The sequence below is a fragment of the Flintibacter faecis genome, assembly GCF_014287875.1.
Lineage (GTDB): Bacteria > Bacillota > Clostridia > Oscillospirales > Oscillospiraceae > Lawsonibacter > Lawsonibacter faecis_A.
The window spans coordinates 170,153-196,562 of record NZ_JACOPN010000002.1 but is presented as its reverse complement, the minus strand read 5'-3'; the positions used below and the strand labels follow the sequence as shown (position 1 = coordinate 196,562).

The 26,410-nt window shown below is 60.3% G+C and carries 27 protein-coding genes and 1 other annotated feature; of the genes, 21 read left to right on the top strand and 6 right to left on the bottom strand.

Annotated features, from left to right (window positions below; genetic code table 11):
• Nucleotides 1-71: 71 nt before the first annotated feature.
• Nucleotides 72-1,214, bottom strand: a complete 1,143-nt coding sequence (locus H8S55_RS03630) for an alanyl-tRNA editing protein (RefSeq protein WP_186877868.1) — start codon at nt 1,212-1,214, stop codon at nt 72-74.
• Nucleotides 1,215-1,433: 219 nt separating this feature from the next.
• Here H8S55_RS03630 and ylxM point away from each other — a divergent pair, with 219 nt between their 5' ends.
• The 6 genes from ylxM to H8S55_RS03600 all read left to right on the top strand — a co-directional run bounded on the left by ylxM (nt 1,434) and on the right by H8S55_RS03600 (nt 5,615).
• Nucleotides 1,434-1,799 carry a YlxM family DNA-binding protein gene (ylxM, locus tag H8S55_RS03625; RefSeq protein ID WP_147564048.1) on the top strand — a complete coding sequence of 122 codons (366 nt, stop codon included), beginning with the start codon at nt 1,434-1,436 and terminating at the stop codon, nt 1,797-1,799.
• Nucleotides 1,800-1,803: 4 nt separating this feature from the next.
• On the top strand, nt 1,804-3,210 hold the full coding sequence (gene ffh / locus H8S55_RS03620; RefSeq protein ID WP_147564047.1) for a signal recognition particle protein: 1,407 nt from the start codon (nt 1,804-1,806) through the stop codon (nt 3,208-3,210).
• Nucleotides 3,211-3,301: 91 nt separating this feature from the next.
• Nucleotides 3,302-3,541 (top strand): 30S ribosomal protein S16, encoded by a 240-nt coding sequence (gene rpsP / locus H8S55_RS03615; protein WP_147564046.1) that lies wholly within the window; start codon nt 3,302-3,304, stop codon nt 3,539-3,541.
• Nucleotides 3,542-3,561: 20 nt separating this feature from the next.
• Nucleotides 3,562-3,792, top strand: a complete 231-nt coding sequence (locus tag H8S55_RS03610; protein WP_186877867.1) for a KH domain-containing protein — start codon at nt 3,562-3,564, stop codon at nt 3,790-3,792.
• Between the two features lie 166 nt (nt 3,793-3,958).
• Entirely contained in the window at nt 3,959-4,456 is a 498-nt protein-coding gene (gene rimM / locus H8S55_RS03605; RefSeq protein WP_186877866.1) for a ribosome maturation factor RimM, read from the top strand.
• 19 nt (nt 4,457-4,475) lie between these two features.
• The gene (locus H8S55_RS03600) at nt 4,476-5,615 is read left to right on the top strand and encodes an AI-2E family transporter (protein WP_366467280.1); all 1,140 of its coding nucleotides are present in this window, start codon (nt 4,476-4,478) and stop codon (nt 5,613-5,615) included.
• A 137-nt stretch (nt 5,616-5,752) separates the two neighbouring features.
• Here the strand turns inward: H8S55_RS03600 and rpsU are convergent, their stop codons facing one another.
• Both rpsU and leuS read right to left on the bottom strand, forming a co-directional pair.
• Entirely contained in the window at nt 5,753-5,935 is a 183-nt protein-coding gene (gene rpsU, locus H8S55_RS03595) for a 30S ribosomal protein S21 (protein WP_147563913.1), read from the bottom strand.
• A 218-nt stretch (nt 5,936-6,153) separates the two neighbouring features.
• Nucleotides 6,154-8,583, bottom strand: a complete 2,430-nt coding sequence (gene leuS / locus H8S55_RS03590; protein ID WP_186877990.1) for a leucine--tRNA ligase — start codon at nt 8,581-8,583, stop codon at nt 6,154-6,156.
• Nucleotides 8,584-8,888: 305 nt separating this feature from the next.
• Here leuS and ybeY point away from each other — a divergent pair, with 305 nt between their 5' ends.
• From ybeY to recO, 3 genes are all read left to right on the top strand, one after another.
• Nucleotides 8,889-9,380, top strand: coding sequence for an rRNA maturation RNase YbeY (ybeY, locus tag H8S55_RS03585; RefSeq protein ID WP_186877865.1), 492 nt, complete (start codon nt 8,889-8,891; stop codon nt 9,378-9,380).
• 87 nt (nt 9,381-9,467) lie between these two features.
• The gene (gene era, locus H8S55_RS03580; protein WP_186877864.1) at nt 9,468-10,373 is read left to right on the top strand and encodes a GTPase Era; all 906 of its coding nucleotides are present in this window, start codon (nt 9,468-9,470) and stop codon (nt 10,371-10,373) included.
• Between the two features lie 35 nt (nt 10,374-10,408).
• On the top strand, nt 10,409-11,143 hold the full coding sequence (recO, locus tag H8S55_RS03575; protein WP_366467374.1) for a DNA repair protein RecO: 735 nt from the start codon (nt 10,409-10,411) through the stop codon (nt 11,141-11,143).
• A 456-nt stretch (nt 11,144-11,599) separates the two neighbouring features.
• On the opposite strand, the gene rpmF is transcribed toward recO, so the two are convergent.
• Entirely contained in the window at nt 11,600-11,794 is a 195-nt protein-coding gene (gene rpmF / locus H8S55_RS03570) for a 50S ribosomal protein L32 (protein WP_147563917.1), read from the bottom strand.
• 48 nt (nt 11,795-11,842) lie between these two features.
• Nucleotides 11,843-12,346, bottom strand: coding sequence for a YceD family protein (locus H8S55_RS03565; RefSeq protein WP_186877862.1), 504 nt, complete (start codon nt 12,344-12,346; stop codon nt 11,843-11,845).
• Between the two features lie 231 nt (nt 12,347-12,577).
• On the opposite strand from H8S55_RS03565, the gene H8S55_RS03560 reads away from it, so the two are divergent.
• The 3 genes from H8S55_RS03560 (at nt 12,578) to H8S55_RS03550 (ending at nt 15,929) form a co-directional block, all read left to right on the top strand.
• The gene (locus tag H8S55_RS03560; RefSeq protein WP_186877861.1) at nt 12,578-13,564 is read left to right on the top strand and encodes an RluA family pseudouridine synthase; all 987 of its coding nucleotides are present in this window, start codon (nt 12,578-12,580) and stop codon (nt 13,562-13,564) included.
• A gap of 112 nt (nt 13,565-13,676) precedes the next feature.
• Nucleotides 13,677-15,110: a copper amine oxidase N-terminal domain-containing protein gene (locus H8S55_RS03555; protein WP_186877860.1), complete on the top strand. Its 1,434-nt coding sequence runs from the start codon at nt 13,677-13,679 to the stop codon at nt 15,108-15,110.
• 171 nt (nt 15,111-15,281) lie between these two features.
• The gene (locus H8S55_RS03550) at nt 15,282-15,929 is read left to right on the top strand and encodes a cytidylate kinase-like family protein (RefSeq protein ID WP_186877859.1); all 648 of its coding nucleotides are present in this window, start codon (nt 15,282-15,284) and stop codon (nt 15,927-15,929) included.
• A gap of 74 nt (nt 15,930-16,003) precedes the next feature.
• Here H8S55_RS03550 and H8S55_RS03545 read toward each other — a convergent pair whose 3' ends face one another.
• Complete coding sequence (locus H8S55_RS03545; RefSeq protein ID WP_186877858.1) at nt 16,004-16,186, bottom strand: ferredoxin; 183 nt, start codon at nt 16,184-16,186, stop codon at nt 16,004-16,006.
• Nucleotides 16,187-16,472: 286 nt separating this feature from the next.
• Between H8S55_RS03545 and H8S55_RS03540 the strand changes: the two genes are divergently transcribed.
• From H8S55_RS03540 to H8S55_RS03500, 9 genes are all read left to right on the top strand, one after another.
• Nucleotides 16,473-16,715, top strand: coding sequence for a ribosomal L7Ae/L30e/S12e/Gadd45 family protein (locus tag H8S55_RS03540; RefSeq protein WP_147562736.1), 243 nt, complete (start codon nt 16,473-16,475; stop codon nt 16,713-16,715).
• A gap of 103 nt (nt 16,716-16,818) precedes the next feature.
• Complete coding sequence (gene rpsL / locus H8S55_RS03535; RefSeq protein ID WP_147562735.1) at nt 16,819-17,241, top strand: 30S ribosomal protein S12; 423 nt, start codon at nt 16,819-16,821, stop codon at nt 17,239-17,241.
• 213 nt (nt 17,242-17,454) lie between these two features.
• Nucleotides 17,455-17,925, top strand: a complete 471-nt coding sequence (gene rpsG / locus H8S55_RS03530; RefSeq protein ID WP_186877857.1) for a 30S ribosomal protein S7 — start codon at nt 17,455-17,457, stop codon at nt 17,923-17,925.
• Nucleotides 17,926-17,940: 15 nt separating this feature from the next.
• A complete protein-coding gene (gene fusA, locus H8S55_RS03525; protein WP_186877856.1) occupies nt 17,941-20,046 on the top strand; it encodes an elongation factor G in 2,106 nt (701 codons plus the stop codon).
• A 134-nt stretch (nt 20,047-20,180) separates the two neighbouring features.
• Nucleotides 20,181-21,383 (top strand): elongation factor Tu, encoded by a 1,203-nt coding sequence (gene tuf, locus H8S55_RS03520; RefSeq protein ID WP_186877855.1) that lies wholly within the window; start codon nt 20,181-20,183, stop codon nt 21,381-21,383.
• Between the two features lie 211 nt (nt 21,384-21,594).
• A complete protein-coding gene (gene coaBC, locus H8S55_RS03515) occupies nt 21,595-22,794 on the top strand; it encodes a bifunctional phosphopantothenoylcysteine decarboxylase/phosphopantothenate--cysteine ligase CoaBC (protein ID WP_186877854.1) in 1,200 nt (399 codons plus the stop codon).
• A gap of 333 nt (nt 22,795-23,127) precedes the next feature.
• Nucleotides 23,128-23,374 (top strand) — a binding site (T-box leader).
• A 118-nt stretch (nt 23,375-23,492) separates the two neighbouring features.
• Nucleotides 23,493-24,584 carry an ABC transporter substrate-binding protein gene (locus H8S55_RS03510; protein WP_186877853.1) on the top strand — a complete coding sequence of 364 codons (1,092 nt, stop codon included), beginning with the start codon at nt 23,493-23,495 and terminating at the stop codon, nt 24,582-24,584.
• A gap of 70 nt (nt 24,585-24,654) precedes the next feature.
• On the top strand, nt 24,655-25,593 hold the full coding sequence (locus H8S55_RS03505) for an ABC transporter permease (protein ID WP_147562729.1): 939 nt from the start codon (nt 24,655-24,657) through the stop codon (nt 25,591-25,593).
• Complete coding sequence (locus H8S55_RS03500; protein WP_186877852.1) at nt 25,587-26,387, top strand: ABC transporter ATP-binding protein; 801 nt, start codon at nt 25,587-25,589, stop codon at nt 26,385-26,387. The genes H8S55_RS03505 and H8S55_RS03500 overlap by 7 nt, the downstream gene beginning before the upstream one ends.
• The last annotated feature ends 23 nt before the right edge of the window (nt 26,388-26,410 follow it).

Below are 26,410 nucleotides of genomic sequence, written 5' to 3'. Positions count from 1 at the left end.
GGGGGCCTAATGAAGCGGGAAATCAGCCCCCCTTGTTAAAGGGGGGAGGGCCGCGAAGCGGCGGGGGGATTCTACATTTCCAGAAACGTCTCAATATCCGCCCGGGGTGCCCGGAGGGAGCCCTGGACGAAGTCGGGCTTGCCGCCGCCCCGGCCGTTCAGCGTCTGGTTCAGCGTCTTGACCCAGGTACGCAGATCGCCGCCCCGCTGACCCACGGCGTATTTATAGCCCGTCTCATCGCTGCCGGAGAAGCAGGCGCACCGGCCCTGACACTCGCCGAGCACCGTGTCGCACAGCCGCCGCAGGGCATCGGGGGACAGGTCATCCTCAAACAGGACCACGTCCCCCGCCCCGGCGCAGCCGTGGGCCAGAGCGGCGAAGTGCTGCTCCTCCATGGTGAGGATGCGGGACTTGAGGGCGGCGTTTTCCTCCAACAGGCGCTGCACCCCCTGGGCGGTCTCTCCGGCCTTGGCGGAGAGGAGGTTGGACACGGCTTTGTTCTGGATATCCACACGGCTGAGATAGTCCAGGGCCCGGCCACCGCACAAAAGCTCGATGCGCACGCCGTCCCGGAATTTCTGGACGGACACCAGCTTCACCAGGCCGATCTGTCCGGCGGAGGACACATGGGTGCCGCAGCAGGCGCACACGTCCGCCCCGGGGAAGGTAATGATGCGCACCTGTCCGGTGAGGGCCTTTTTGCTGCGGTAGTCCAGCCGTTCCAGCTCCTCCGGGGTGGGGTAGGTGACGAGCACAGGCTTGTCCTGCCACAGATAGCGGTTCACGGCCTCTTCCAACTGGCGGAGCTGCTCCTCGTCGATCATGGTGTTCAGGTCGATGGTAATGAAGTCGCTGCCCATGTGGAACCCCACGTTGTCGCAGCCCCACCACGCGTTGGCGATGCCGGAGACGATGTGCTCCCCGGAGTGGTTCTGCATCAGGTCAAAGCGCCGGTCCCAGTTGATCTGCCCGGAGACCCGGCTGCCCGGCTCAAGAGGGCCGTCGCAGGTGTGGACCACGTCCTCTCCCCGGGTGTGGACCTGAAGGACCTTCACATTCCCCAGCGTTCCCGTGTCATAGGGCTGTCCGCCCCCCTCGGGGTAGAAGGCGGTGCGGTCTAAGATCACGTCCCAGCCCCCCTTGCCCTGGACGCAGGAGAGGACCTGGGCATCGAACGCCCGGAGATAGGCATCCTGTTCATATAGCTTTTCCATGGCTGTGCCACCTTTAACAATAAAGTATAAGATTTTCGGGCTGTTGGCCCACGTTTGATAAGGGCTATCATACCACACAACAAAGGCGATGGCAAATCTCACAAAAAATCCGGGCGAAATGACAAGGAAAAGTACTTGACAAGAGGAGGGGAACATGGTAAGATTCCGTTTGTAAAGTTTTTGAGCTTTACAACTGGAATGTAAAGGAGGTCAAAGCTCTTGAAAAGTCAAGCCTATCGCATGGCCATGCTGTTCGATTTTTACGGCGACATGCTCACGGATCGGCAGAAGGAGTTTTACGACCTCTATTACAACGAGGACCTCTCCCTGGGAGAGATCGCCGAAAACTATAACATCACCCGACAGGGCGTGCGGGACGTGATCGTCCGGGCTGAGGCTGTGCTCACCGAGCTGGAGGACAAGACCGGGCTCATCAAGCGCTTTCACACCATGCAGACGCAGCTGGAGCAGGTGCGTCAGAACGCCCAGCGGGTGGCCGAGCTGGCTGCCGACTGTGACAACGAGGAGTTGGAGCGTCTGGCCGGACAGATCCTGGAACAGACCGACACCCTGCTGAAGGAGTGACCCCATGGCATTTGAAGGACTTACCGAAAAGCTGGCCGCCGCCTTTAAAAAGCTGCGGGGAAAGGGCCGCCTGTCCGAGGCCGACGTAAAGGAGGCCATGCGGGAGATCCGCCTGGCTCTGCTGGAGGCCGACGTCAGCTATAAAGTGGTCAAGCAGTTTATCGCCCAGGTCACCGAGAAGGCGGTGGGCGCCGACGTGCTGGAGGCCCTGTCTCCGGCCCAGATGATCGTAAAGATCGTCAACCAGGAGCTCACCGAGCTGATGGGCGGCACCAGCGCCAAGCTGACCATCGCCCCCAAGCCCCCCACCGTGGTGATGATGGTGGGCCTGCAGGGCGCAGGCAAGACCACCAACGGGGCCAAGCTGGCGGGCATGATGAAAAAGCAGGGGAAGCGCCCTCTGCTGGCCGCCTGCGACGTATACCGCCCCGCCGCCATCAAGCAGCTGGAGGTGGTGGGCGAGCAGCTGGACGTGCCGGTGTTCCAGATGGGTCAGATCGACCCGGTGGACATCGCCAAGGCCGCTGTGGCCCACGCAGAGAAGCACGGCAACGACATGGTGTTTCTGGACACCGCCGGCCGCCTCCATGTGGACGAGGCGCTGATGGACGAGCTGAAGGCCATCAAGGCCGCTGTGGACCCCACCGAGATCCTGCTGGTGGTGGATGCCATGATCGGTCAGGATGCGGTGAACGCCGCCAAGGCCTTTGACGATGCCCTGGACATCAACGGCGTGATGCTCACCAAGCTGGACGGCGACGCCCGGGGCGGTGCGGCACTGTCCATCAAGGCCGTCACCGGAAAGCCCATCAAATTTGTGGGCACCGGCGAGAAGCTGGACCAGATCGAGGTGTTCCACCCCGACCGCATGGCCAGCCGCATCCTGGGTATGGGCGACATGCTCTCCCTCATCGAAAAGGCCGAACAGTCTTTCGACGAGAAGAAGGCCATGGAGCTGCAGGAGAAGCTGCGGAAAAACAAGTTTACCCTTACCGATTTTTACGAGCAGATGGCCCAGCTGAAAAAGATGGGCTCGCTGAGCGATATCATCGGGATGATCCCCGGCATCAAGGCCTCCGACGTGGAGGGCGTTGGCGTGGATGACGGAATGCTCCGCCAAATGGAGGCCATCATCCTGTCCATGACCCCCTACGAGCGGGAGAACCCCAACGTCCTGAACTCTAACCGAAAAAAACGCATCGCCGCCGGTTCCGGCACGCAAGTGGTGGACGTGAACCGCCTTTTGAAGCAGTTTGACATGCTGCAGACCATGACCAAGCAGTTCTCCGGCGGCAAGATGCCCCGGAACATGCGCAAGATGATGAAAAAGGGCGGAAAAGGCGGTATGGGCGGCTTAGGCGGCATGATGCCCGGTATGGGCGGGGGCAAATTCCCCGGCCTGCCCTTCTAAACCCGGGCCGGGCCCGGATCACTTTGGTTGGAACCGCGCGTCTGCGCGCTTTCCTATAAAAATTCAGCGAACTATGTGGAGGTGAATATAAATGGTCAAAATCCGACTGCGCCGCATGGGTGCCAAGAAGGCTCCCTTCTATCGCATCGTGGTGGCTGACTCCCGTTATCCCCGGGACGGCCGTTTCATCGAGGAGATCGGCACTTACAACCCGGTCGTGCATCCCGCCGACCTGAAGGTGGACGTGGACCGCGCCCAGGCTTGGATCAAGACTGGCGCTCAGCCCACTGAGACCGTCCGTGATCTGCTGAAAAAGGCCGGCGCCCTGTAAGGCTGGAGGTTTTACAAGCCATGAAAGAACTTCTGACCTATGTGGCCCAGAATCTGGTGGAGCACCCGGAACAGGTCTCTGTCAACCAGGTGGAGGGCGACGGCGAGACCGTTCTGGAGCTGCGGGTGGCCCCTGAGGATATGGGCAAGGTGATCGGCCGTCAGGGCCGCATCGCCAAGGAGATCCGTATCCTGATGCGCTCCGTGGCTCAGCGGTCAGGCAAACGCGTCTCTGTAGAGATCGTGGATTAAGACAAAGGCGCAGGGCTTTGGTCCCGCGCCTTTGTTTTGTATCTTAGAGCAAAATCGTAGGGGCCGCTGTCCCCAGCGGCCCGCTGGAATACCATGCCGTCATGCGGGCCGATGAGGACATCGGCCCCTACTGAATATATTGATTAAAATAATGGAGGACAATGCCATGCCCGAACAATACCTTGAGATCGGAAAGATCACCAACACCCACGGCGTGATGGGAGAGGTGCGGGTCCAGCCCTGGGCCGACTCCCCGGACTTTTTGTGCAAGTTCAAGACCCTGTATGTGGACAGCTCCCACTGGCCCATCAAGGTGGAGCGGGCCCGGGTCCACAAGAACATGGTCATCTTAAAGCTGGAGGGCGTCACCGATGTGCCCAGCGCCCTGGCCATGCGCAACGCCATTTTGTATATCGACCGGGCGGACGTAAAGCTGCCCGAGGGCAGCTTCTTCCTGGCCGACATCATGGGCCTGGAGGCCCGGGATGCCCAGACCGGCGCGGTGCTGGGCAAGATCGCCGATATTATGGACCTGCCCGCCGGAAACGTGTATGTCATCCGGGGAGGCGAGCGGGAGATCATGGTCCCTGCCGTGCCCCAGTTTATCGCGGAGACCAATGTGGAGGGCGGCTATATCCGGGTGAACATGATGGAGGGGCTGTGAGCCGGAACAGGAGGTCTGCGTGAAACAAAACTGGAAGAGCTGGCTGCCCCTGGGCGGGATGCTGTTTGCTCTTTATCTGGCCATCCACTACTGGACACCCTTCTGCCGTCTGGCGCAGCTGGGGCTTCAGGCGGCGGCCCCCCTGCTGTTGGGGGCGGTGATGGCCTATGCCGTGAATATCCTGATGTCTATGCTGGAGAGCAGGCTGTTTCCCCGGGGCGGCAGCCTGTCCCGCCCGGTGAGCCTGGTGCTGGCCTATGCCAGCCTGGCGGCTATCCTGGCCCTGGTGGTGCGGATGGTCCTGCCCGAGCTGGTGCAGTGCGTGGGCCTGCTGGCCCAGCAGGCCGCCCCGGTGGTGGAGCAGCTGAACCAGACGCTGCTGGACCGGAATCTGGGTCTGGATCAGCTATTAGAGAGCTACGGGGCCTCTCTGGCCGATGGCTCGGTGGACTGGAAGCAGGCCCTGGAGACGGTGGGCAAGTGGCTGAGCCAGAGCCTGAGCGGCGTGATGGGGTCCATGCTCAACCTGCTGTCCTCGGCGGTGTCCACTGCCTTTAACCTGCTGGTCAGCTTTATCTTCTCCATCTATCTGCTCATGGGCAAGGAGCGCCTGGGCAGTCAGTGCGCCCGAGTTCTGCGGACCTATCTCCCGGAGAGATGGTACGGGGGTGCGATGTATGTGCTGAACACGGTGAACGGCTGTTTCCGCCGCTTTGTGGTTGGCCAGTGTACCGAGGCGGTGATCCTGGGACTGCTGTGCATGGCCGGGATGCTGCTGCTGGGCTTCCCCTACGCCACCATGGTGGGCACCCTCATCGGCTTCACCGCCCTGATCCCCGTGGCCGGGGCCTATATTGGCGCAGGGGTGGGGGCATTTATGATCTTCACCGCCTCCCCGGTAAAGGCGCTGCTGTTTCTGCTGTTCATCGCCGTGCTGCAGCAGCTGGAGGGCAATCTCATCTACCCCAGAGTAGTGGGGGCCTCCATCGGTCTGCCCGGGGTGTGGGTGCTGGCCGCCGTGACCATCGGCGGAGGCGTGCTGGGCGTGGGCGGGATGCTCTTGGCCGTCCCCCTGGCCGCTGCGGCCTATCAGATGCTGCGGGAGGATGTCCGCCGCAGAAACTTGCCAGCGGAAGAGCCACCGGAAACCGAACGATAAGAATGACCCAGCCGCCTGTATTTGGGCGGCTGGGTCTGATTTTATCCGGGAAGAGCCAATGAAAAACCGTGTGACGGAACACGTCACACGGTTTTATGATCGGGTATTACGCCGACTGGGCTTGGAAGGGGAGAAGATCAATAGAACTTCTTCTTGTTCTTCCGGGCAGCCTCAGACTTCTTGCGGCGCTTCACGCTGGGACTCTCGTAGTGCTCACGCTTACGAACCTCGGCCAGCACACCAGACTTGGCGCAGCTGCGCTTAAAGCGCTTCAGAGCGCTCTCCAGAGACTCGTTTTCTCTTACACGGACTTCCGACATTTATATTTCCCTCCCTCCGGCGCGGCGGGGCGTCCCCTGCCACGTAAGGGCCATTTATATGGCTTTAACAGTACCATTATATGCGCTGGCGGGATTTCTGTCAAGAGGTGTTTTCCCGCCAGAGTGTAAATATTGTGTGAATGTACACTTTTTTATGGGCTGGGGAGAAAAATCCGCCTCTCCCATCTCGATTTGGGATGGGAGAGAGGAGAAAGCAATTACGCCTTGGGCTTGAGGATCAGGCTGACCAGCTTGCCCCGGACCACGATGGACTTCACCAGCTCCATGCCCTCGGCCAGCTTGGCGATCTTGGGCTCAGCCAGAGCGGCGGAGACGATGTCGGCATCGGCGGCATCGGCGGGCACCTCGATGTTGGCCCGGACCTTGCCGCTGACCTGAACGGCCATCTTGGCAGTGGCGGCCACGGTCTTGGACTCGTCGTACTCAGGCCAGGGCTGGAGGCAGACCTGACCGCCGTAGCCGGCCATCTCCCACAGCTCCTCGCACATATGGGGGGCGAAGGGGGAGAGCATGAGCAGCAGGGCCTTCATGTCGCCCCGGCTGGCCCCGTTGGCATAGAAGTCGTTCACCAGGGCCATCAGGGTGGCGATGGCGGTGTTGAACTTCATGGCCTCGATGTCCTCAGACACCTTCTTGATGGCCTTGTGGACGGCGGCCTCGTTGACCTTGGAATACTCGTCGCCGGTGTGCTCCTGGTCGGTGGCCAGGTTCCACACCCGGTCCAAAAAGCGCTTGCAGCCCTTCACGCCGTTGGCGGACCAGGCGGCGGCCTTCTCGAAATCGCCGATGAACATAATATAGGTGCGCATGGTGTCCGCGCCATACTGCTCGATGATGTCGTTGGGGTTGACCACGTTGCCCCGGCTCTTGGACATCTTTTCGCCGCCCTCGCCCAGGATCATGCCGTGGGAGGTGCGCTTGTGATAGGGCTCCTTGGTGGGCACCACGCCGATGTCATAGAGGAACTTGTGCCAGAAGCGGCTGTACAGCAGGTGCAGGGTGGTGTGCTCCATGCCGCCGTTGTACCAGTCCACAGGGGACCAGTAGTTCAGAGCCTCGGGAGAGGCCAGGGCCTTGTCGTTGTGGGGGTCCATATACCGCAGGAAGTACCAGCTGGAGCCGGCCCACTGGGGCATGGTGTCCGTCTCCCGCTTGGCGGGGCCGCCGCAGCAGGGACAGGTGGTGTTCACCCAGTCGGTCATCTTGGAGATGGGGGACTCGCCGTCGTCGGTGGGCTCATAGCTCTCCACCTCGGGCAGCAGCAGGGGCAGCTGGTCCTCGGGCAGGGGCTGCCAGCCGCACTTTTCGCACAGGACCATGGGAATGGGCTCGCCCCAGTAGCGCTGGCGGGAGAACACCCAGTCGCGCAGCTTGTAGTTCACCTGGGCGTGGCCGATCTTCTGCTCCTCCAGCCACTTGGTGATGACAGGGATGGCCTCCTTCACGGTCAGGCCGTTGAGGAAGTCGGAGTTGACCAGGATGCCGGTGTCGTCCTTGGCGGTAAAGGCGGCCTTCTGCACGTCCTCGCCGCCGGCGACCACCTCGATGATCTCGCAGCCGAACTTCTTGGCAAACTCCCAGTCCCGGTCGTCGTGGGCGGGCACGGCCATGATAGCGCCGGTGCCATAGGTGGACAGGACGTAGTCAGAGATGAAGATGGGGATCTCTTTCCCGTTGACGGGGTTGATGCCCTTCACGCCGGAGAGCTCCACGCCGGTCTTCTCTTTGTTCAGCTCGGTGCGCTCCAGGTCGGACTTGGAGGCGGCCACCTTCTGATAGGCCACGACCTCGTCGGCGTTGGCCAGCTTGCCCGCATCCAGCCACTGCTTTACCAGGGCGTGCTCGGGGGACAGGACCATGTAGGTGGCGCCGAACAGGGTGTCGGGCCGGGTGGTGTAGACCACGATATCCTCGCCGGTGGTGGCCTTAAAGGTCACCTCGGCGCCGGTGGAACGGCCGATCCAGTTCTTCTGCTGGATCTTCACCCGCTCGATGAAGTCCAGATCGTCCAGGTCGTCGATGAGCCGCTGGGCATAGGCGGTGATCTTCAGCATCCACTGGCTCTTCTCCTTACGGATGACAGGGGAGCCGCAGCGCTCGCACACGCCCTCCACCACCTCTTCGTTGGCCAGGACGCACTTGCAGCTGGTACACCAGTTCACGGGCATGGTGGTCTTATAGGCCAGGCCGTGCTTATACAGCTGAAGGAAGATCCACTGGGTCCACTTGTAATAGCCGGGGTCGGTGGTATTCACCACCCGGTCCCAGTCAAAGGAGTAGCCCAGCATGTGCAGCTGTTTGGAGAAGTTGGCGATGTTGTCGTGGGTCACCTTGGCGGGATGGATGTGGTTTTTGATGGCAAAGTTCTCGGTGGGCAGACCAAAGGCATCGTAGCCGATGGGGAACAGCACGTTATAGCCGTCCATGCGCTTTTTGCGGGCCACCACGTCCATGGCGGTGTAGGGCCGGGCGTGGCCTACGTGCAGGCCGTTGCCGGAGGGGTAGGGGAACTCCACCAGACCATAGAACTTGGGCTTGTCCTGTTCGCCGGTCTGGCAGGCGAAGGTCTTTTCATCCTTCCACTTGGTCTGCCACTTCTTTTCAATGGCGGTAAAATCATACTTCAAGTTGATCACGCTTTCCTATATACTCTGCCGGAGGCCGGCTTGTGCTGAAAATAAGTCCACAATATTATACCGAAATGAGAAAGCGATTGCAAGGGTGCGTCCGAGAAAAAAGCCGGTAAAACACTGGAATTTCCGCAAAAGGCGGAGAGAGCGGAAAAAATTCCGGGCCAGGCTGGTCAAGCGGGGGAAAATCAGCTATAATAATTGGAAAACGAAGAGACGGATCGCCGCATCGCCCTGCCGGGCCCCCCTCGCAAGGAAGGGAAACGGCGCAGACCGCTCGACTAGAAGAGGGAGAGAGGATCATGGACCATCAGATTTTGATCGACGCGGAGGTTTCTGCGCCCCAAGGGCTGGAGGATGGCCTGCGGCGGGTCATCACCGCGGCCCTGGCGGCGGAGGGGGTGGGGCTGCCCTGCGAGATCAGCGTGCTGCTCACCGACGACGCGGGCATCCGCCAGATCAACGCCGACATGCGGAACATTGACCGGGCCACCGATGTGCTGTCCTTCCCCATGTTCGATTTGACACCGGGCCAGCCTCCCGAGGACGAGGAGGACCTGGACCCGGAGACGGGCCTATGTCCCCTTGGGGACATGTGCATCTCCCTGGAGCGGGCGGCGGCCCAGGCCCGGGAGTTCGGCCACAGCCTGGAGCGGGAGGTGAGCTATCTGGCGGTGCACTCTGTCCTTCACCTGCTGGGCTATGACCACATGGACGAGGGCCCCATGAAGCGCCAGATGCGAGAGCGGGAGGAGGCCATCTTGAACGGCCTGGGCATCCGCCGGGAGGAGTAAAACGCCGCATCGGCCTGTACCCTCCCGGCAGCGACGAAGAGAATCAGACCAAACTGTTATCATGTAGAAAGTTGAGGAAAAATTTATATGGCAGAGATCAAGAAATCGGGCATCATCACCATCTGCGGCCGGCCCAACGTGGGCAAGTCCACCCTGACCAACGCCCTGGTGGGGGAGAAGGTGGCCATCGTCACCAACAAGCCCCAGACCACCCGCAATCGCATCTGCGGCGTGCGCACCCGGGGAGAGAGCCAGTTTGTCTTTGTGGACACCCCCGGCCTGCACAAGGCCCGCACCCGCCTGGGAGATTACATGGTCAATGTGGTGAAGGAGAGCGTGGCCGATGTGGATGCGGTGATGCTGCTGGTGGAGCCCATCCCCAATGTGGGCGGGCCGGAGGAGCAGCTTATTGCCCGGATGAAGAAGCTCAGCTGCCCCGCCGTGCTGGTCATCAATAAGGTGGACACCCTGGATAAGAAGGAGAAACTGCTGGAGGTCATCCAGACCTATGAGCAGGTCCACCAGTTCCAGGCCGTGGTACCCATCTCCGCCAAGACGGGCGAGGGCGTGGACGAGCTGCTGGACGTGCTGGAGAGCTATCTGCCCCAGGGTCCCCAGCTGTTCCCGGAGGACATGACCTCTGACCAGCCGGAGCGGCAGATGATGGCGGAGATTTTGAGAGAGAAGCTGCTGCTGTGTCTGGACAAGGAGATCCCCCACGGCACCGCCGTGGAGATCACCCGCTTTGCCGAGCGGGACGACGAGGTGGTAGAGGTGGAGGCCACCATCTATTGCGAGAAGAACAGCCACAAGGGCATCATCATCGGCAAGGGCGGCAGTATGCTGAAAAAGGTGTCCACCCTGGCCCGGCAGGATATGGAGCGCTTTATGGGCACCAAGGTCTATCTCCAGACCTGGGTGAAGGTGAAGGAGAACTGGCGGGACAATCCGGCGGCCATCCAGAACTTTGGCTATAAGGGCGACAAGGCATAAGCTGCCGATGAGAGGGGGCTTGGGCCTTGAAAACCGTGACCCGGGCGCTTGTGGTGCGCTCGGTGGACTATAAAGACTCAGACAAGATCCTCACCCTGCTCACACCGGACATGGGAAAGCTGTCCGCCGGAGCCAGGGGCTGCCGGAAGAAGGGCAGCGCCATCGCCGCCGCCTGCCAGCTGCTGTGCTGGTCAGAGCTGGTGCTGTCTGACCGGGGCGGCAAATGGTCGGTCTCTGAGGCATCTACTCTGCGGGAGTTTTTGGGAGTGCGCCGGGACCTGGACAAGCTGGCCCTGGCCTGCTACTTTGCCGAGATGGCCGAGGTGCTGTCGGTGGAGGGAATGCCCAGCCCGGGACTGCTGTCCCTGACGCTGAACAGCCTCCATGCATTGGAATGTCTGGATCGGCCCCCGGAGCAGATCAAGGCGGTGTTCGAGCTGAAGGCCATGTGTCTGGCGGGGTACGAGCCGCTTATCGAGGGCTGCGCCCTGTGCGGGGAGGAGAACCCGGAACAGGCGTGGTTCCATTTGCGGGAGGGCGTGCTCTGCTGCGCCCGCTGCCGGGAGAGCGGCGACGGCTGGGTCCCCCTGACACCGGGGATGCTGGCCGCCATGCGCCACGTGGTCTATGGCGATGACAAGCGCCTGTTATCCTTCCGCCTGGGGGGCGAGGACCTGGGCGCCCTGTCCCGCCTGACGGAGGACTATGTCCAGACCCAACTGGAGCGGGGCTTTGGAACACTGGATTTTTATCATCAGATGAAGATGTAAAAATCCCCCAGCCGTAGCTGAGGGATTGACAAACGCTGTAAAACAGGTATAATAATATTGAAGATGTGGGCGCTGCCGGTAGGCGGGGTCCCCCAGATGTTACACGAAGTAACTGCCGAACTTTACGAGGGGACGGCGGTTACTTCGTCTTTTTGCCGCTTACCTGGAGAACCAGGGTAATGATGTTGACGATCAAAATCCCGAGCTGAAATAGATCAGAATATGTGACCATGTACATCACCCCCCTCCGATAGAGTGGAGGAGAGCCGGGGACAGAAGTATGGCCTCCTCCCGAAAGAGGGACCACCGCTTACCGCTACTGGCAGCGCTTGTAAAGATTGCAGCATATTATGTAGAAAATGGCAATATCTCGTCTGCTTTTCGAGAGGAAAATGATATTGACAAACAAAAAAACCGCAGCGGAAATTCCGCCGCGGTTTTTCTGTCTACAGTAAATTACTGCTGGGCCTGGGCCTCGACCTTGCCAAACGTGTGACCGTTATAGGTCAGGCAATTTTTGCACATCCGGTGAGGCAGCCGGTAAGCCCCGCACTTGGGACAAGTCACGATACCGGGAGTCTCCAGCTTCCAAACGGAGCTGCGCCGCTTATCGCGCCGGGCCTTGGACACTTTTCTCTTAGGAACCGCCATGGTTGACACCTCCTTCGGTTTGCGTGCCATTCAAGGCACTTCGACTACTCACTCAGGTTTGTTATCCAACAGCTGCGCCAGGGCCGCCAATCTTGGATCTACTTCAGGTTTGCACCGACAGGGCTCCTCGTTAAGATTTACCCCGCAGCCGGCACACAGCCCTTTGCAGTCGTCTGAGCAAAGGTTTTTGGTATCCATCGCAAGGACAAAGGCTTCTGTTACCACCTCGTCCAGATCCAGCTCTGTGCCGTCCAGCAGAAGGATGTCGTCGTTTTCTTCATCCTCCAGCTCCTGGGCCACCAGACTGTTCAGCTCCACCACTTTTTCCCGGGTAAAGGGCTTTCCGCAGCGGTCACAGACCAGGTCCAGTTCAGAGCGGGCCGTCCCCTCCAGAACCAGAGCACCCGCGTGGTTGGTCACGCAGCCCTGGGCCTGAACAGGCCGGACGATAGGCTTCCGCCCGTAAAACTCCAGGTCAGAGAGATCCACCTGAAGCTGGAAAGGCGCCTTTGCGTCGGGAATATGAATGACATTTCTCAAATCCAGACGCATGGTTTTCCTCCCCGGGTCTCACCCGTACTCGCATAATGGTACGCAACGTATTATAAAGAAAGTGGCGCGGAATGTCAAACTTTTTTTGAAAAAATTTTTTGAGAGATGAATCAGCCGGGAAAACGGGGGGGCAGCCCCCCTGCCGCCGGTTGACAAAACGGCGGTTTTATGGTGGAATTACCAGGCAGACCGGTGAGAACAGACCGCCGGGGAAGAAGGAGCGCCACAGCCATGAAAGAGTTTACCATTCAGAAGAACGATGCCGGGCAGCGGCTGGACCGCTGGCTGGCCAAGACATTGCCCCTGCTGCCTGCCCCTCTGGCTCAGAAATACATCCGCCTGAAGCGGGTGAAGGTGAACGGCAAGGGCTCCAAGCGGGATGTGCGGCTGAACGTGGGCGATCAGCTCCAGCTGTATATCAACGACGAGTTCTTTGACCGCCCCACCCCGGAAAACGCCTTTCTCTCTCTGTATCAGCCCAAGCTGAACATTTTATATGAGGACGACCAGATCATGCTGCTGGACAAGCGCCCCGGCCTGGTGGTCCACCCCGATGAGCACGAGCGGGTGAACACCCTGCTCACCCACATCCAGGCCTATCTCTATCAGAAGAAGGAGTGGTCCCCTTACAAGGAGAACTCCTTTGCCCCCGCCCTGTGCAACCGCATCGACCGAAACACCGGCGGCATCGTCATCGCCGCCAAGACGGCGGAGGCCCTGCGGGTGATGAACCAGAAGATCAAGGACCGGGAGCTGAACAAGTATTACCTGTGCGTGGTCCAGGGGCGCATGAGTCCCCCAAAGGGAAAGCTGGAGGGTTTTCTCTTGAAGGACGAAGTGAAAAAACAGGTCTATGTCACCGACCGGCCCCAGCCCGGGGCCAAAACGGCGGTGACCCTCTACCGCACTCTGGCGGTGGAGCATGGCCTGTCTCTGGTGGAATGCGACCTGATCACCGGGCGGACCCACCAGATCAGGGCCCAGTTCGCCCATGCCGGACACCCCCTGATCGGGGACGGCAAGTATGGCCGGGAGCGGGAGAACAAAAAGTATGGCCGCCACGGTCAGGCGCTGTACTCCTATCGCCTGGAGTTTCACTTCGCCACCGATGCCGGACCGCTGGCCGGACTGGACGGAAAGTGCTTCCAGGTGGAGGATGTGGACTTTGTTTCGGAATATTTCCCCAATTATCACTGGAAAGAGGATGAAGTCCATTGACTTTCCACACGGCTGTGATACAATAAAATTGTCCTACTTAGCAGAACGTCAACGCACGATCACAATGACATCACGATCACAATGATCAAAGGAATCAAAAGGAGTGTTTTGCATGAAGCATGTATTTCGCACCGCCCTGTGCACGGCGCTGATGACCGCCGCCGTCTGCGTCCCCACCTTCGCCGTGAAGGCGGATGCCCCCGTCCCCGCCAGGCAGGGGGACTTCTATGTGCTGGCCAACGATCAGTATGTCACCTTTACCGATGCCGTGCCCCAGATCCGGGACAGCCGGTCCTATCTGCCCATGGCCACTGTGTTTGACCGGCTGGGATTCAAGGATATCCAGTGGAACGATGCCCAGCGCTCCGTCACTGCCTCCAAGGATGGCGTGACCGTGAAGCTGGTCATCGGTTCCCCTTCCATCGCCCTGACGAAGGACGGTAAGACCACCACCATCACCACCGACGTGGCCCCCTACATCGACGCATCCACCAGCAGCACCTATGTCCCCTTCGGCCTGGTGGCCGATGCCCTGGGCTATAAAGTTGGCTGGGACGCCGACCAGAAGGCCGTCATCATCGACGACGTGGATGCCATTTTGACAAATAACCAGGCCACCTATCAGCGCATGGACGAGTACATGGCCTACGCCAAGTCCTTTGCCCAGCAGGACCAGAAGGTCACCGGCAGCTACAGCGCCGTGCTGGACGTGGATTCCAAGAACGAGGACATGGGCCCTGTGAAGGTGGATGCCACCCTGAAGGGCGACTATACCATGCTCCAGCAGGGTCAGAGCGCCATGCAGTTCCAAACGGGTATGACCGTCGATGCCAAGGTTGCCATGAACGGACAGGATGTGACCCAGGCCGTCCTGGGCGGCACCGATGTCAAGCTGCCCCTGAATGTAAATGTGGACCTGCGGGGCGATGTGACCGGCGGTGTGTTCTATATGAACATGACCGGACTCAGCAGCCTCACCGGCACCCCCGACCAGGCCTGGTATAAGATGGACCTGAAGAGCATGTTTGACCAGATGAGCGACACCACCGGCATGAATTATGCCGCCCTGGTGCAGCTCAGTGCCGCCAGCACCGAGCAGGGCTTCCAGCAGACTCTGGCTGACATTCTGAAGAGCGCCCCTGTTACCAGCGTGAACGGCACCACCGCAGACACCCTTCGCCAGCTGAACGGCCTGCTGGCCGACAGCTCCTTTACAAAGTCCGGCTCCGACTATGTGAGTACCATGACCGAGGACGGGGCCACCGTGAAGTTTACTCTGAACTACAGCGGCAGCAAGGTCACCGGCTATGCCATGGATATGAAGGCCGACCTGGACGGCATGGGCGCTATGACCATGGCTGTGGGCATGAAGGACAAGACTATGAACGCCAACATGGCTTTCACCGTGGATGACGGCGAGGGCAGCCTGGTCAAGCTGACCATGACCATGGACGGCACTTATCAGGCTACCAGCCAGAAGCCCAGCACTCAGCCCCCCGCCGGGGCGCAGATCGTAGATCTGCTGGGCAATGCAGAAGGCAGATAAACCATGTATATGTCAGACGCGCGGACCTCAATGCTGGGGCCCGCGCGTTTTTTTGACGCAGAAAGGCATACCATTTTTCCTGAACCTGTGGTATAATCACCTTGGAAACAATGGCCGCCCACCCGTGGACCCTTTGGGACGGGGCACGGGCTGGACGAAGGAGGAACTCTTATGGAAAAACGGATCATCACCGTCAGCCGTGAGTTTGGAAGCGGCGGACGCAGCGTGGGCAAGGCCCTGGCCAAGCGCCTGGGCTGGAAATATTACGACAAGGAGCTGGTCAAGGCCGTGGCGGAAAAGACCGGCTTTGACCCCCGGTTCATCGAGGAGCGGGGGGAGTTCTCCGTGGGCAAGAGCCTGCTGTCCTATGCCCTGGCGGGACAGGGAATGCCTGGAGTGATGAACGGCATGTCCGCCTCTGACTTTCTGTGGTGTATGCAGCGGGAGGTCATCCTGAAGCTGGCAGAGGAGGGCGGATGCGTCATTGTCGGCCGCTGCGCCGACTATATTCTGCGGGAGCGGAAGGACGTGTTCAACGTCTTTGTCCATGCCCCCATGGCCTACCGGGCAGACCGCATCGTCCGCCTGTACGGCGAGTCGGAGCGCAGCCCGGAGCAGCGGCTTCAGGACAAGGACAAAAAGCGCCGGGTGAACTATAAGCACTACACGGGCCGGGACTGGGGCGTGTCCCAGAACTATCACCTGTCCCTGGACAGCGCCGACATCGGCGTGGACCACTGTGCCGACGTGATCCTGTACGCCATGGGCCTGGACCCCGCCAAGCTGCCCATGCCGGAGGGTGAGAAGGAGCACAATTAAAGCATTAAGCTTTTAAAAAACGTACAGGCCCGCAGAGTTGCTTTCAGCAGCTCTGCGGGCCGCACCCTGTCTGTTCAGCGCACCTCAATGGCGTTGACAGGGCAGTCCTCCGCCGCCTGGCGGACCTGGGCCTCCTGCTCGGGGAAGATCTCGTCCCTGGCGGCGGCCACCCCCTCCTCTGTCATGATGAAAATGCCGGGGCATACCCCGGTACACAGTCCGCAGCCGATGCAGGCATCATTTACGTGAGCGGTCATGCTCATCGCCTCCTCTCATATCTGGAGAAAAGTATGCCCCGGCGGGGCGTACACTATGCGCGATAGACTGAAAGAGCAGCCTTGAAAGGGGAGAAAACAGGGCGGTTTCCTGTTTTCTACGAAAACCGGAGGGAACTGGTGGAAAACTTTGTGGAATTCTTGTGGATTTAAGCTTGACGGGGGCTTGACGGTCTGTTATAATCTGAAATTGCGGTGATAGGGGTTTTGCGCCCTTTCTCCCAATGAAACGCCCCCTGCCTTTGCCGGGGGAGAGGAGGGCACCGAAATGGTATCTGAACTGAGCAGCGTCGACAAGGTCGTGGGTGCAAAGCAGGTCCGCCGTGCGCTGAACGACGGCCGCGCCTGCAAAGTGTTCCTGGCCTGTGATGCAGACCCCCGCGTGGTAGAACCCCTGGCCCGGCTGGCCCAGGAGGGACAGGTCCCGGTGGAGAACGATATCTCCATGGCCGACCTGGGAGCCGCCTGCGGCATCGCCGTGAAAAGCGCCGCCGCCGCCCTGGTGCGGTGATCTGCGCGAATTCATTTGGTTTTAATGGAATAAGGCTTGCCTTTTCTGTTAAAATATATTACATGCCCCCAAGCGGGGCAGATTTTTGGAAAGGAGGAAAACCATGCCTACTTTTAATCAGCTGGTTCGCAAGGGCCGCAGCCAGGCGACTTACAAGTCCACCTCTCCCGCCCTTCAGCACGGTCTGAACACCCTGAAGAACAAGTCCACCGACCTGCCTTCTCCTCAGAAGAGAGGCGTGTGCACCGCCGTTCGTACTTCCACTCCTAAGAAGCCGAACTCCGCTCTGCGTAAGATCGCCCGTGTGCGTCTGACCAACGGCTATGAGGTCACCGCCTATATCCCCGGTGTCGGCCACAACCTGCAGGAGCACTCCGTGGTCATGATCCGCGGCGGCCGTGTCAAGGACCTTCCCGGTGTGCGTTACCACATCATCCGCGGCACTCTGGATGCCCAGGGCGTGAATGGCCGTATGCAGGCTCGTTCCAAGTACGGTGCCAAGCGTCCCAAGGCCGGCAAGAAGTAAGACGCTTCCGGTCAGGAAAACGGCATAGCCCGTTTTCACCCCTCAAGTCTTAATTGACTTGACCTGAATTTGCATTGTGCGCTACCGCGCAAGGCAATCGCCTTGCCGAGCGTTTCCCTATATATAGGGCAGACCTCGGACAGGCATTACACGGACTGTGAGACACAGTTTGAGTACCTATGAAATCATTTTTATATGAAGGAGGGAAGCAAAGTGCCCAGAAGAGGAAATGTGCCCAAGCGGGAGGTTCTGCCCGATCCGCTTTACAACTCCGTCCTGGTTACCAAGCTTACCAACAGCATCATGCTGGATGGCAAGAAGGGTGTGGCCCAGAAGGTGGTCTACGGCGCCTTCGATATCATCAAGGAGAAGACCGATAAGGAGCCCATGGAGGTCTACACCCAGGCTCTGGAGAACATCATGCCCTCCCTGGAGGTCAAGGCCCGCCGTGTGGGCGGTGCCACCTACCAGGTGCCTATCGAGGTTCGCCCCGAGCGGCGGCAGACCCTGGGTCTGCGTTGGCTGACCACTTATGCCCGCGCCCGTGGCGAGAAGACCATGAAGGAGCGTCTGGCCGGCGAGATCATGGACGCCGCCAACAACACCGGTTCCGCCGTGAAGAAGCGCGAGGATACTCACAAGATGGCCGAGTCCAACAAGGCCTTCGCCCACTACCGCTGGTAATAAAGGAGTCAAAGTATGCCTAGAAAAGTTTCTCTGGAGAATACTCGGAACATTGGCATCATGGCCCACATTGACGCGGGCAAGACTACCACCACCGAGCGTATTCTGTATTATACCGGCGTCAACTACAAAATCGGCGAGACCCACGAGGGTACCGCCACCATGGACTGGATGGCTCAGGAGCAGGAGCGTGGTATCACCATCACCTCCGCCGCCACCACCTGTTATTGGAAGGGAACCAAGGATCAGTTCCCCCAGACCCGTATCAACATCATCGACACCCCGGGCCACGTGGACTTCACCGTAGAGGTGGAGCGCTCCCTGCGCGTACTGGACGGCTCTGTGACCGTCATGTGCGCCAAGGGCGGCGTGGAGCCCCAGTCTGAGACCGTTTGGCGTCAGGCCGACCACTATAAGGTCCCCCGCATGATCTACGTCAACAAGATGGACATCATGGGCGCTGACTTCTTTAACGTTCTGAATATGATCCACGATCGTCTCAAGTGCAATGCCATCCCCATCCAGCTGCCCATCGGCAGTGAGGAGACCTTTAAGGGTATCATCGACCTGGTGGAGATGGATGCCGACATCTATTACGACGAGCTGGGCAAGGACATGCGTGTGGAGCCCATCCCCGAGGATATGATGGAGCTGGCTCAGGAGTACCGCACCAAGCTGCTGGACGCCTGCGCCGACCTGGACGAGGAGATCATGATGCTGGTCCTGGACGAGCAGCCTGTTCCCCAGGAGATGATCCGCAAGGCCCTGCGTAAGGGTACCATCGACAACCTGCTGGTCCCCGTGACCTGCGGTACCTCCTACAAGAACAAGGGCGTTCAGAAGCTGCTGGATGCCATCGTGGACTACATGCCCTCCCCCGTGGACATTCCCGCGATCCAGGGCGTGAACCCCGATACCGACGAGGAGGACGAGCGTCCCGCTTCTGACGAGGCCCCCTTCTCCGCTCTGGCCTTCAAGATCGCCACCGATCCCTTTGTTGGCCGTCTGTCCTTCGTGCGTGTTTACTCCGGCGTGCTGAACACCGGCACCACCGTTCTGAACTCCACCAAGAAGCAGAAGGAGCGCATCGGCCGCATTCTGCAGATGCACGCCAACCACCGCGAGGATATCGAGTGCTGCTACTCCGGCGATATCTGCGCCGTCATCGGCCTGAAGAACTCCACCACCGGCGACACCCTGTGTGATGAGAAGCACCCCATCATTCTGGAGTCCATGGAGTTCCCCGAGCCCGTTATCCGCGTGGCCATCGAGCCCAAGACCAAGGCCGGCCAGGAGAAGATGGGCATCGCCCTGATGAAGCTGGCCGAGGAGGACCCCACCTTTAAGACCTACACCGACGAGGAGACCGGTCAGACCATCATCGCCGGCATGGGCGAGCTCCACCTGGAGATCATCGTGGACCGTCTGCTCCGCGAGTACAAGGTGGAGGCCAACGTGGGCGCTCCCCAGGTCGCCTATAAGGAGACCATCAAGAAGTCCGTGGAGCAGGACACCAAGTATGCCCGTCAGTCCGGCGGTAAGGGCCAGTACGGTCACGTTAAGATCCGTGTGGAGCCCAACGAGTCCGGCAAGGGCTATGAGTTCGTCAACGCCATCGTGGGCGGTGCCATCCCCAAGGAGTATATCCCTGCTGTTGACGCCGGTATCCAGGGAGCCATGCAGGCCGGTGTTCTGGCCGGCTACCCCGTGGTGGACGTGAAGGTCACCCTGTATGATGGATCTTATCACGAGGTCGACTCCTCTGAGATGGCCTTTAAGATCGCCGGTTCCATGGCCTTTAAGGAGGCCTGCCGCAAGGCCAGCCCCGTGCTGCTGGAGCCCATCATGAAGGTGGACGTGATCGCTCCCGACGATTACCTGGGTACTGTCATCGGCGACCTGAACAGCCGTCGTGGTCAGATCCAGGGTCAGGAGAGCCGTCCCGGTGCCACCCAGATCGATGCCCTGGTCCCCCTGGCCAACATGTTCGGTTATGCTACCGACCTGCGTTCCAGCACCCAGGGCCGCGGCCAGTACTCCATGGAGCCCCACAGCTATGTGGAGATCCCCAAGAGCATCGCCGACAAGATCATTGCCGAGCGCGGCCGCAACCAGGAGTAATTGCCGACCGGACATCCGGCCGCTGAATTCTGGAAAATGGGGTTGCATTTGTGAACGGAATAGGATAAAATATTCCTGATATAAGTGCAGCCCCGCATACCATATTATATCTGCATCATAAGGAGGAAATTCCAATGGCTAAGGCTAAATTCGAGCGCACCAAGCCCCATGTTAACATCGGCACCATCGGTCACGTCGACCACGGCAAGACCACTCTGACCGCCGCCATCACCAAGTATCTGGCTCTGAAGGGTCAGGCCCAGTACGAGGACTACTCCAGCATCGACAAGGCTCCCGAGGAGCGCGAGCGTGGTATCACCATCAACACCGCCCACGTTGAGTATGAGACCGACAAGCGTCACTATGCTCACGTTGACTGCCCGGGCCACGCCGACTATATCAAGAACATGATCACCGGCGCTGCTCAGATGGACGGCGCTATCCTGGTCATCGCCGCCACCGACGGCCCCATGGCTCAGACCAAGGAGCACATCCTGCTGGCCCGTCAGGTCGGCGTGCCCGCCATCGTTGTCTTCCTGAACAAGTGCGATCAGGTCGACGACGAGGAGCTGCTGGAGCTGGTGGAGATGGAGGTCCGCGAGACCCTGTCCAACTACGAGTTCCCCGGCGACGACGTGCCCATCATCAAGGGTTCCGCTCTGAACGCTCTGACCTGCGAGTCCGACGACCCCAACGCTCCCGAGTATGCCTGCATCAAGGAGCTGATGGACGCCGTTGACGACTATATCCCCACCCCCGCCCGCAGCGACGACCAGCCCTTCCTGATGCCCGTCGAGGACGTGTTCACCATCTCCGGCCGTGGTACCGTTGCTACCGGCCGTGTGGAGCGTGGTATCGTCAAGACCGGCGAGACCGTGGAGATCGTTGGTCTGTCCGACGAGAAGAAGTCCACCGTCGTGACCGGTCTGGAGATGTTCCGCAAGACCCTGGACTTCGCCGAGGCCGGCGACAACATCGGCGCTCTGCTGCGTGGTGTTGCTAAGACCGACGTGGAGCGCGGCCAGGTTCTGTGCAAGCCCGGCAGCATTCACCCCCACACCAAGTTCGTTGGCCAGGTCTATGTCCTGTCCAAGGAAGAGGGCGGCCGTCACACCCCCTTCTTCAACAACTATCGTCCTCAGTTCTACTTCCGTACCACCGACGTGACCGGCATCATCTCCCTGCCCGAGGGCACTGAGATGTGCATGCCCGGCGATAACGTCGACATGAAGGTGGAGCTGATCACCCCCATCGCCATTGAGAAGGGCCTGCGTTTCGCTATCCGTGAGGGTGGCCGCACCGTGGGTTCCGGCGTTGTCATCGAGGTCGGCGAGTAATTTTACCCGTCCTCTCTGACTGAATCGTCGCATTTCAGGCGGGTCTCTTCGGAGACCCGCCTGTTCTTTATGTCCCAAAGCTTTCCACAAATTTCGTACCCCGGTGGAAAACCCCCGCTTTACACCGGGAAAAATACCGGGTATAATGGGAAAAAACACTGCGGGCCGGTCTGTTTGGAACCTTGGCCCGTTTTTTGGGAGGAACCTGCTTATGTTAAAGGGAAAGACCGTCCTGTTGGGCATCACCGGGGGCATTGCCGCCTATAAGGCCGCCTATCTGACCTCCGCCCTGGTGAAGCTCCACGCCAGCGTGGAGGTGGTGATGACCCGAAATGCCACAGAGTTCATCGCCCCTTTGACCTTTGAACAGCTCACGGGCAACAAGGTAATGGTGGACACCTTTGACCGAAACTTTGTCCACCAGGTGGAGCACATTGCCCTGGCGGACCGCACCGACCTGGTGATGATCGCCCCGGCCACCGCCAACGTGTGCGCCAAGCTGGCCCACGGTCTGGCCGACGACATGCTCACCACCACAGTGCTGGCCTGTACCTGTCCCAAGCTCATCGCCCCAGCTATGAACACCCATATGTATGAGAATCCGGTGACCCAGGATAATCTGGACATGCTCCGCCGCTATGGCTGGGAGGTCATCGCCCCCGCCTCCGGCCGCCTGGCCTGCGGAGCAGTGGGGGCGGGCAAGCTGCCGGAGCCCCAGGACCTGCTCCAGTATATCCTGCGGGAGATCGCCTTTCCCCACGACCTGAAGGGCAAGCGGGTGCTGGTCACTGCAGGCCCCACCCAGGAGTCTCTGGACCCGGTGCGCTATCTCACCAACCACTCCACGGGCAAGATGGGCTACGCCATCGCTCGCCGGGCCATGGAGCGGGGGGCGGACGTGACCCTGATCTCCGGCCCCACCCAGCTGGAACGGGTGCCCTTCGTAAAGATGGTGGACGTGGTGTCCGCCCAGGACATGTTTGAGGCGGTGTCTGCCCGGGCGGAGGAGAGCGACCTTATCTTCAAGGCCGCTGCCGTGGCCGACTACACCCCCTGCGACTACAGCGGGGATAAGATCAAGAAAAAGGAGGGGGATCTGTCCATCCCCCTCAAGCGCACCGTTGACATCCTGTCCTGGCTGGGGGAGCATCGCCGCCCGGGGCAGGTGATCTGCGGCTTCTCTATGGAGACCCGGGACATGGTGGCCAACAGCCAGGCCAAGCTGGAGAAGAAAAAGGTGGACATGATCTGTGCCAACAACCTGAAGGTGTCCGGCGCAGGCTTTGGCGTGGACACCAACATCCTCACCGTTATCACCCGCCAGGGGGCGGAGGAACTGCCCCTGATGGGCAAGGAGGATGCCGCCGGTCAGGTGATCGACCGAGCGGTGGCGCTTTTGGGCGAGGGATGAGTTAGGAGTTAGAAGTTAGAAGTTAGGAGTTAGAAGTTAGGAGTTATGGGGCGGCCCTTGGGCCGCCCCTGAGACTGTCGAAAAAGCCTGTCATTGCGAGGAGGCCCAACGGGCCGACGTGGCAATCCGTTCCTAAAACTCACGAGTATCAGCACATTCCCGACGTTTTGGTTACGGATTCCCACGTCGCTTCGCTCCTCGGAATGACAGAAAAGGGTTTATCGACACGCTGTGGGGCGGCCCTTGGGCCGCCCCTGTTTCTTATAACGAAAAATCTTGCGAAAGGGGGTTGACAAACGGCGGTGCGGTGGTATAATGGGCACAATCAAACAGCACAAACCTGTGAGAAAGATTAGTAGTCGGCACAGCAAACCTTCAGAGAGTCCCGGGTGGTGAGAGCGGGGCGGGGCGCAGCCGGACGAATGGCCTTTCGAGGGCGGCTTGAACGGGAAACCAAGTAGATGCCGACGGGTCCCCACCCGTTATCCATCGGGCACGCGTGATGGCGCGTGAAGCGAGCGGACGCTTTCAAAAGCGTCAATTTGGGTGGTATCGCAGGAGTATGGCTCTTGTCCCATGGTGGGATAAGGAGCCGTTTTTTTATTTCCTCAAAAAACGACTCAGTCCATGCTCCGAAATCCGGGCCGGTGGCACGGCCCGATCATCTGCCGCCAAATAAAATATTGGAGGAAATCCCCATGAAAAACATCATCAAAAAGGTTCTCTCTGCCGCTCTGGCCGCTTCTCTGGCCCTGTCTCTGGCCGCCTGCTCCGGCGGAAACAACGCCGCCGGGTCTGTCTCCTCTTCCGGCTCCGCCGGGAGCGCAAGCCAGACCGGGGACGGGAAGGAGTATAAGGTGGGCATCGTCAAATTTATGGACCACGCCTCCCTGGACCAGATCGAGAGCAAGGTGCAGCAGGAGCTGGATGCCAAGAGCGCGGAGCTGGGCGTGAATTTTAACTACGCCGACTACACCTTCAACGGCCAGGGCGACAGCACCACCCTGAACCAGATCGCCGCCCAGCTGGTGGACGACGGCGTGGACGTGGTGGTCCCCATCGCCACCTCCGCTGCCCAGGTCATGCAGTCGGTGGTCACCGAGAAGGGCATCCCCATCATCTTTGCCGCCGTGTCTGACCCCGTTACCGCCAAGCTGGTAAACAGCATGGATGCCCCCGGCGGCAATATCACCGGCGTGAGCGATGCCCTGAACACCGACATGATTTTCGATATGATGGTGGCCGTGAACCCCGACATCCAGAAGGTGGGCCTGCTGTACTCCAAGTCCGAGGACTCCTCCAAGAAGCCCATTGAGGAGGCCAAGGCCTATCTGGATGCACACAACATCGCCTATGTGGAAAAGACCGGCACCAACACCGACGAGGTCAGCTCCGCTGTGGACTCCCTCATCGGCGAGAAGGTAGAGGCCATCTTCACCCCCACTGACAACACCGTGATGAGCGCCGAGCTGGCCATCTTTGAAAAGCTGAACGACGCCAAGATCCCCCACTACACCGGTGCCGACTCCTTCGCCCTGAACGGAGCCTTCTTCGGCTACGGCGTGGACTATGACGACCTGGGTGCCAAGACCGCCGACATGGTGGCCGATCTGCTGGTCAACGGTGCCGACCCCGCCACCACCCCCGTGGTGGTCCTGGCCCACGAGACCGCCACCATCAACACCGAGACCTGCCAGGCCATCGGTCTGGACCTGGACGACGTGAAGGCCGCCTTCGCCACCCTGGGTATCGGTGTGGAGGAGATCACCACCGCCAAGAGCTTTGAGTAATTTCAAAAAATAAGAGAGCGCAACGGGCGCTGCGGATGCCGCAGCGCCCGCTTCTCACAGGAGGTACGTTATGCTGCTATCCCTCACCGCCCTCCAGACCGCCCTGGAGGTGGGAGCCATCTACTCCCTGGTGGCCCTGGCCCTGTTCATCAGCTTTTCCATTCTGAACATCGCCGACCTGTCCACCGACGGCTGCTATACCCTGGGCTTTGCCGTGGGGGCCACGGTCACCCTGGCCGGGCACCCGCTGCTGGCCCTGCCCGCCGCCATGGCCGCCGGGGCCTGCTCCGGCTTTGTCACCGCCTTTCTCCAGACCCGCCTGGGGGTGGAGAGCATCCTGGCCGGCATCATCGTCAACACCGGCCTGTACACGGTGAACCTGGCGGTGATGGGCTGGTCCTCCAACCTGTCCATCTATGGCAGCGACAGCCTGTTCTCCCTGGCCAAGGGTCTTGTCGCGGCGGACTGGTGGGCCAAGTGGCATGAGCTTATTGTGCTGGCCATCATCCTGCTGGTGGTCTGTGTGCTCATCGCCGCCTTTTTCCGCACCCGGCTGGGCCTGTCCATCCGGGCCACGGGGGACAATGCGGACATGGTCCGGGCCTCCTCCATCAACCCCGCCTTCACCATCACGGTGGGTCTGTGCCTGGCCAACTCCCTCACCGGCCTGGCCGGCTGCCTCATCGGCCAGCTGAACAAGAGCTGCGACATCAACCTGGGCACCGGCATGGTCACCGTGGCCCTGGCCAGCCTGGTCATCGGCGAGAGCCTGATGGGCCGGGGGTCCATTGCCCGCCGGGTGTTCGGCGTGGTGCTGGGCGCGGTGCTGTACCGGCTGATCATCGCCGTGGCCATCAGCACCAAGATCGTGCCCACCGAGGGCTTTAAGCTGGTGTCCGCCCTGATCGTGGCGGTGGCCATCGCCACCCCCTACGGCCGGAAGATGGTCGCCCTGCAAAAGCAGAAGCTGGCGGCCAAAAAGAAGAGAGAAGGTGCCAAGGTATGCTGAAGCTGGAGGGAGTATCCAAGACCTTTTACCCCGGCACGGTGAACGAAAAGCGGGCCCTGAACAAAGTGAGTCTGCACCTGGCCCCCGGGGACTTTGCCACAGTGGTGGGCTCCAACGGCGCGGGCAAGTCCACCCTGTTCAACGCCATCTCCGGGGTGTTCTATGCGGACGAGGGCAGCGTGGTGCTGGGCGGGGAGGACGTGACTTTTAAGCCGGAGTACCGCCGCAGCCGGGAGATCGGGCGGCTGTTCCAGGACCCCATGAAGGGCACCGCCCCCCATATGACCATTGAGGAGAACCTGTCCCTGGCCTATCTCCGTACAGCCAAGAACCAGAACGCCTTCTTTGCCCGGGTGGGCAAGAAGGACCGGGATTTTTTCCGGGAGCAGCTGGCCGTGCTGGATATGGGGCTGGAGGACCGGATGAGCCAGCCGGTGGGCCTGCTGTCCGGCGGCCAGCGCCAGGCGCTGACCCTGATGATGGCCACCATGGTGCCCCCCAAGCTGCTGCTGCTGGACGAGCACACCGCCGCTCTGGACCCGGCCACGGCGGAAAAAGTTTTGGATATCACCCGCCGGGTGGTGCAGCAGCACAAGATCACCACCCTGATGGTGACCCACAACATGAAAAACGCCCTGGAGCTGGGCAACCGCACCCTGATGATGGACAGCGGCCGTATCGTGCTGGACATCAGCGGAGAGAAGCGGGAGAAGATGACCGTCACCGACCTGCTGGAGCAGTTCAAGGCCGGGGCGGGCAAGGACCTGGACAACGACCGCATCCTGCTGTCCTGAGGGCTAAAGGTAAAATTGGACAA

What these genes read in the sequence shown, in the direction of transcription:
- H8S55_RS03630 (WP_186877868.1), bottom strand. Translation starts at nt 1,214, where the DNA reads ATGGAAAAGCTATATGAACAGGATGCCTATCTCCGGGCGTTCGATGCC.
- ffh (WP_147564047.1), top strand. Translation starts at nt 1,804, where the DNA reads ATGGCATTTGAAGGACTTACCGAAAAGCTGGCCGCCGCCTTTAAAAAG.
- rpsP (WP_147564046.1), top strand. Translation starts at nt 3,302, where the DNA reads ATGGTCAAAATCCGACTGCGCCGCATGGGTGCCAAGAAGGCTCCCTTC.
- H8S55_RS03610 (WP_186877867.1), top strand. Translation starts at nt 3,562, where the DNA reads ATGAAAGAACTTCTGACCTATGTGGCCCAGAATCTGGTGGAGCACCCG.
- rimM (WP_186877866.1), top strand. Translation starts at nt 3,959, where the DNA reads ATGCCCGAACAATACCTTGAGATCGGAAAGATCACCAACACCCACGGC.
- rpsU (WP_147563913.1), bottom strand. Translation starts at nt 5,935, where the DNA reads ATGTCGGAAGTCCGTGTAAGAGAAAACGAGTCTCTGGAGAGCGCTCTG.
- ybeY (WP_186877865.1), top strand. Translation starts at nt 8,889, where the DNA reads ATGGACCATCAGATTTTGATCGACGCGGAGGTTTCTGCGCCCCAAGGG.
- era (WP_186877864.1), top strand. Translation starts at nt 9,468, where the DNA reads ATGGCAGAGATCAAGAAATCGGGCATCATCACCATCTGCGGCCGGCCC.
- rpmF (WP_147563917.1), bottom strand. Translation starts at nt 11,794, where the DNA reads ATGGCGGTTCCTAAGAGAAAAGTGTCCAAGGCCCGGCGCGATAAGCGG.
- H8S55_RS03565 (WP_186877862.1), bottom strand. Translation starts at nt 12,346, where the DNA reads ATGCGTCTGGATTTGAGAAATGTCATTCATATTCCCGACGCAAAGGCG.
- H8S55_RS03560 (WP_186877861.1), top strand. Translation starts at nt 12,578, where the DNA reads ATGAAAGAGTTTACCATTCAGAAGAACGATGCCGGGCAGCGGCTGGAC.
- H8S55_RS03555 (WP_186877860.1), top strand. Translation starts at nt 13,677, where the DNA reads ATGAAGCATGTATTTCGCACCGCCCTGTGCACGGCGCTGATGACCGCC.
- H8S55_RS03550 (WP_186877859.1), top strand. Translation starts at nt 15,282, where the DNA reads ATGGAAAAACGGATCATCACCGTCAGCCGTGAGTTTGGAAGCGGCGGA.
- H8S55_RS03545 (WP_186877858.1), bottom strand. Translation starts at nt 16,186, where the DNA reads ATGACCGCTCACGTAAATGATGCCTGCATCGGCTGCGGACTGTGTACC.
- H8S55_RS03540 (WP_147562736.1), top strand. Translation starts at nt 16,473, where the DNA reads ATGGTATCTGAACTGAGCAGCGTCGACAAGGTCGTGGGTGCAAAGCAG.
- rpsL (WP_147562735.1), top strand. Translation starts at nt 16,819, where the DNA reads ATGCCTACTTTTAATCAGCTGGTTCGCAAGGGCCGCAGCCAGGCGACT.
- fusA (WP_186877856.1), top strand. Translation starts at nt 17,941, where the DNA reads ATGCCTAGAAAAGTTTCTCTGGAGAATACTCGGAACATTGGCATCATG.
- tuf (WP_186877855.1), top strand. Translation starts at nt 20,181, where the DNA reads ATGGCTAAGGCTAAATTCGAGCGCACCAAGCCCCATGTTAACATCGGC.
- coaBC (WP_186877854.1), top strand. Translation starts at nt 21,595, where the DNA reads ATGTTAAAGGGAAAGACCGTCCTGTTGGGCATCACCGGGGGCATTGCC.
- H8S55_RS03510 (WP_186877853.1), top strand. Translation starts at nt 23,493, where the DNA reads ATGAAAAACATCATCAAAAAGGTTCTCTCTGCCGCTCTGGCCGCTTCT.
- H8S55_RS03505 (WP_147562729.1), top strand. Translation starts at nt 24,655, where the DNA reads ATGCTGCTATCCCTCACCGCCCTCCAGACCGCCCTGGAGGTGGGAGCC.
- H8S55_RS03500 (WP_186877852.1), top strand. Translation starts at nt 25,587, where the DNA reads ATGCTGAAGCTGGAGGGAGTATCCAAGACCTTTTACCCCGGCACGGTG.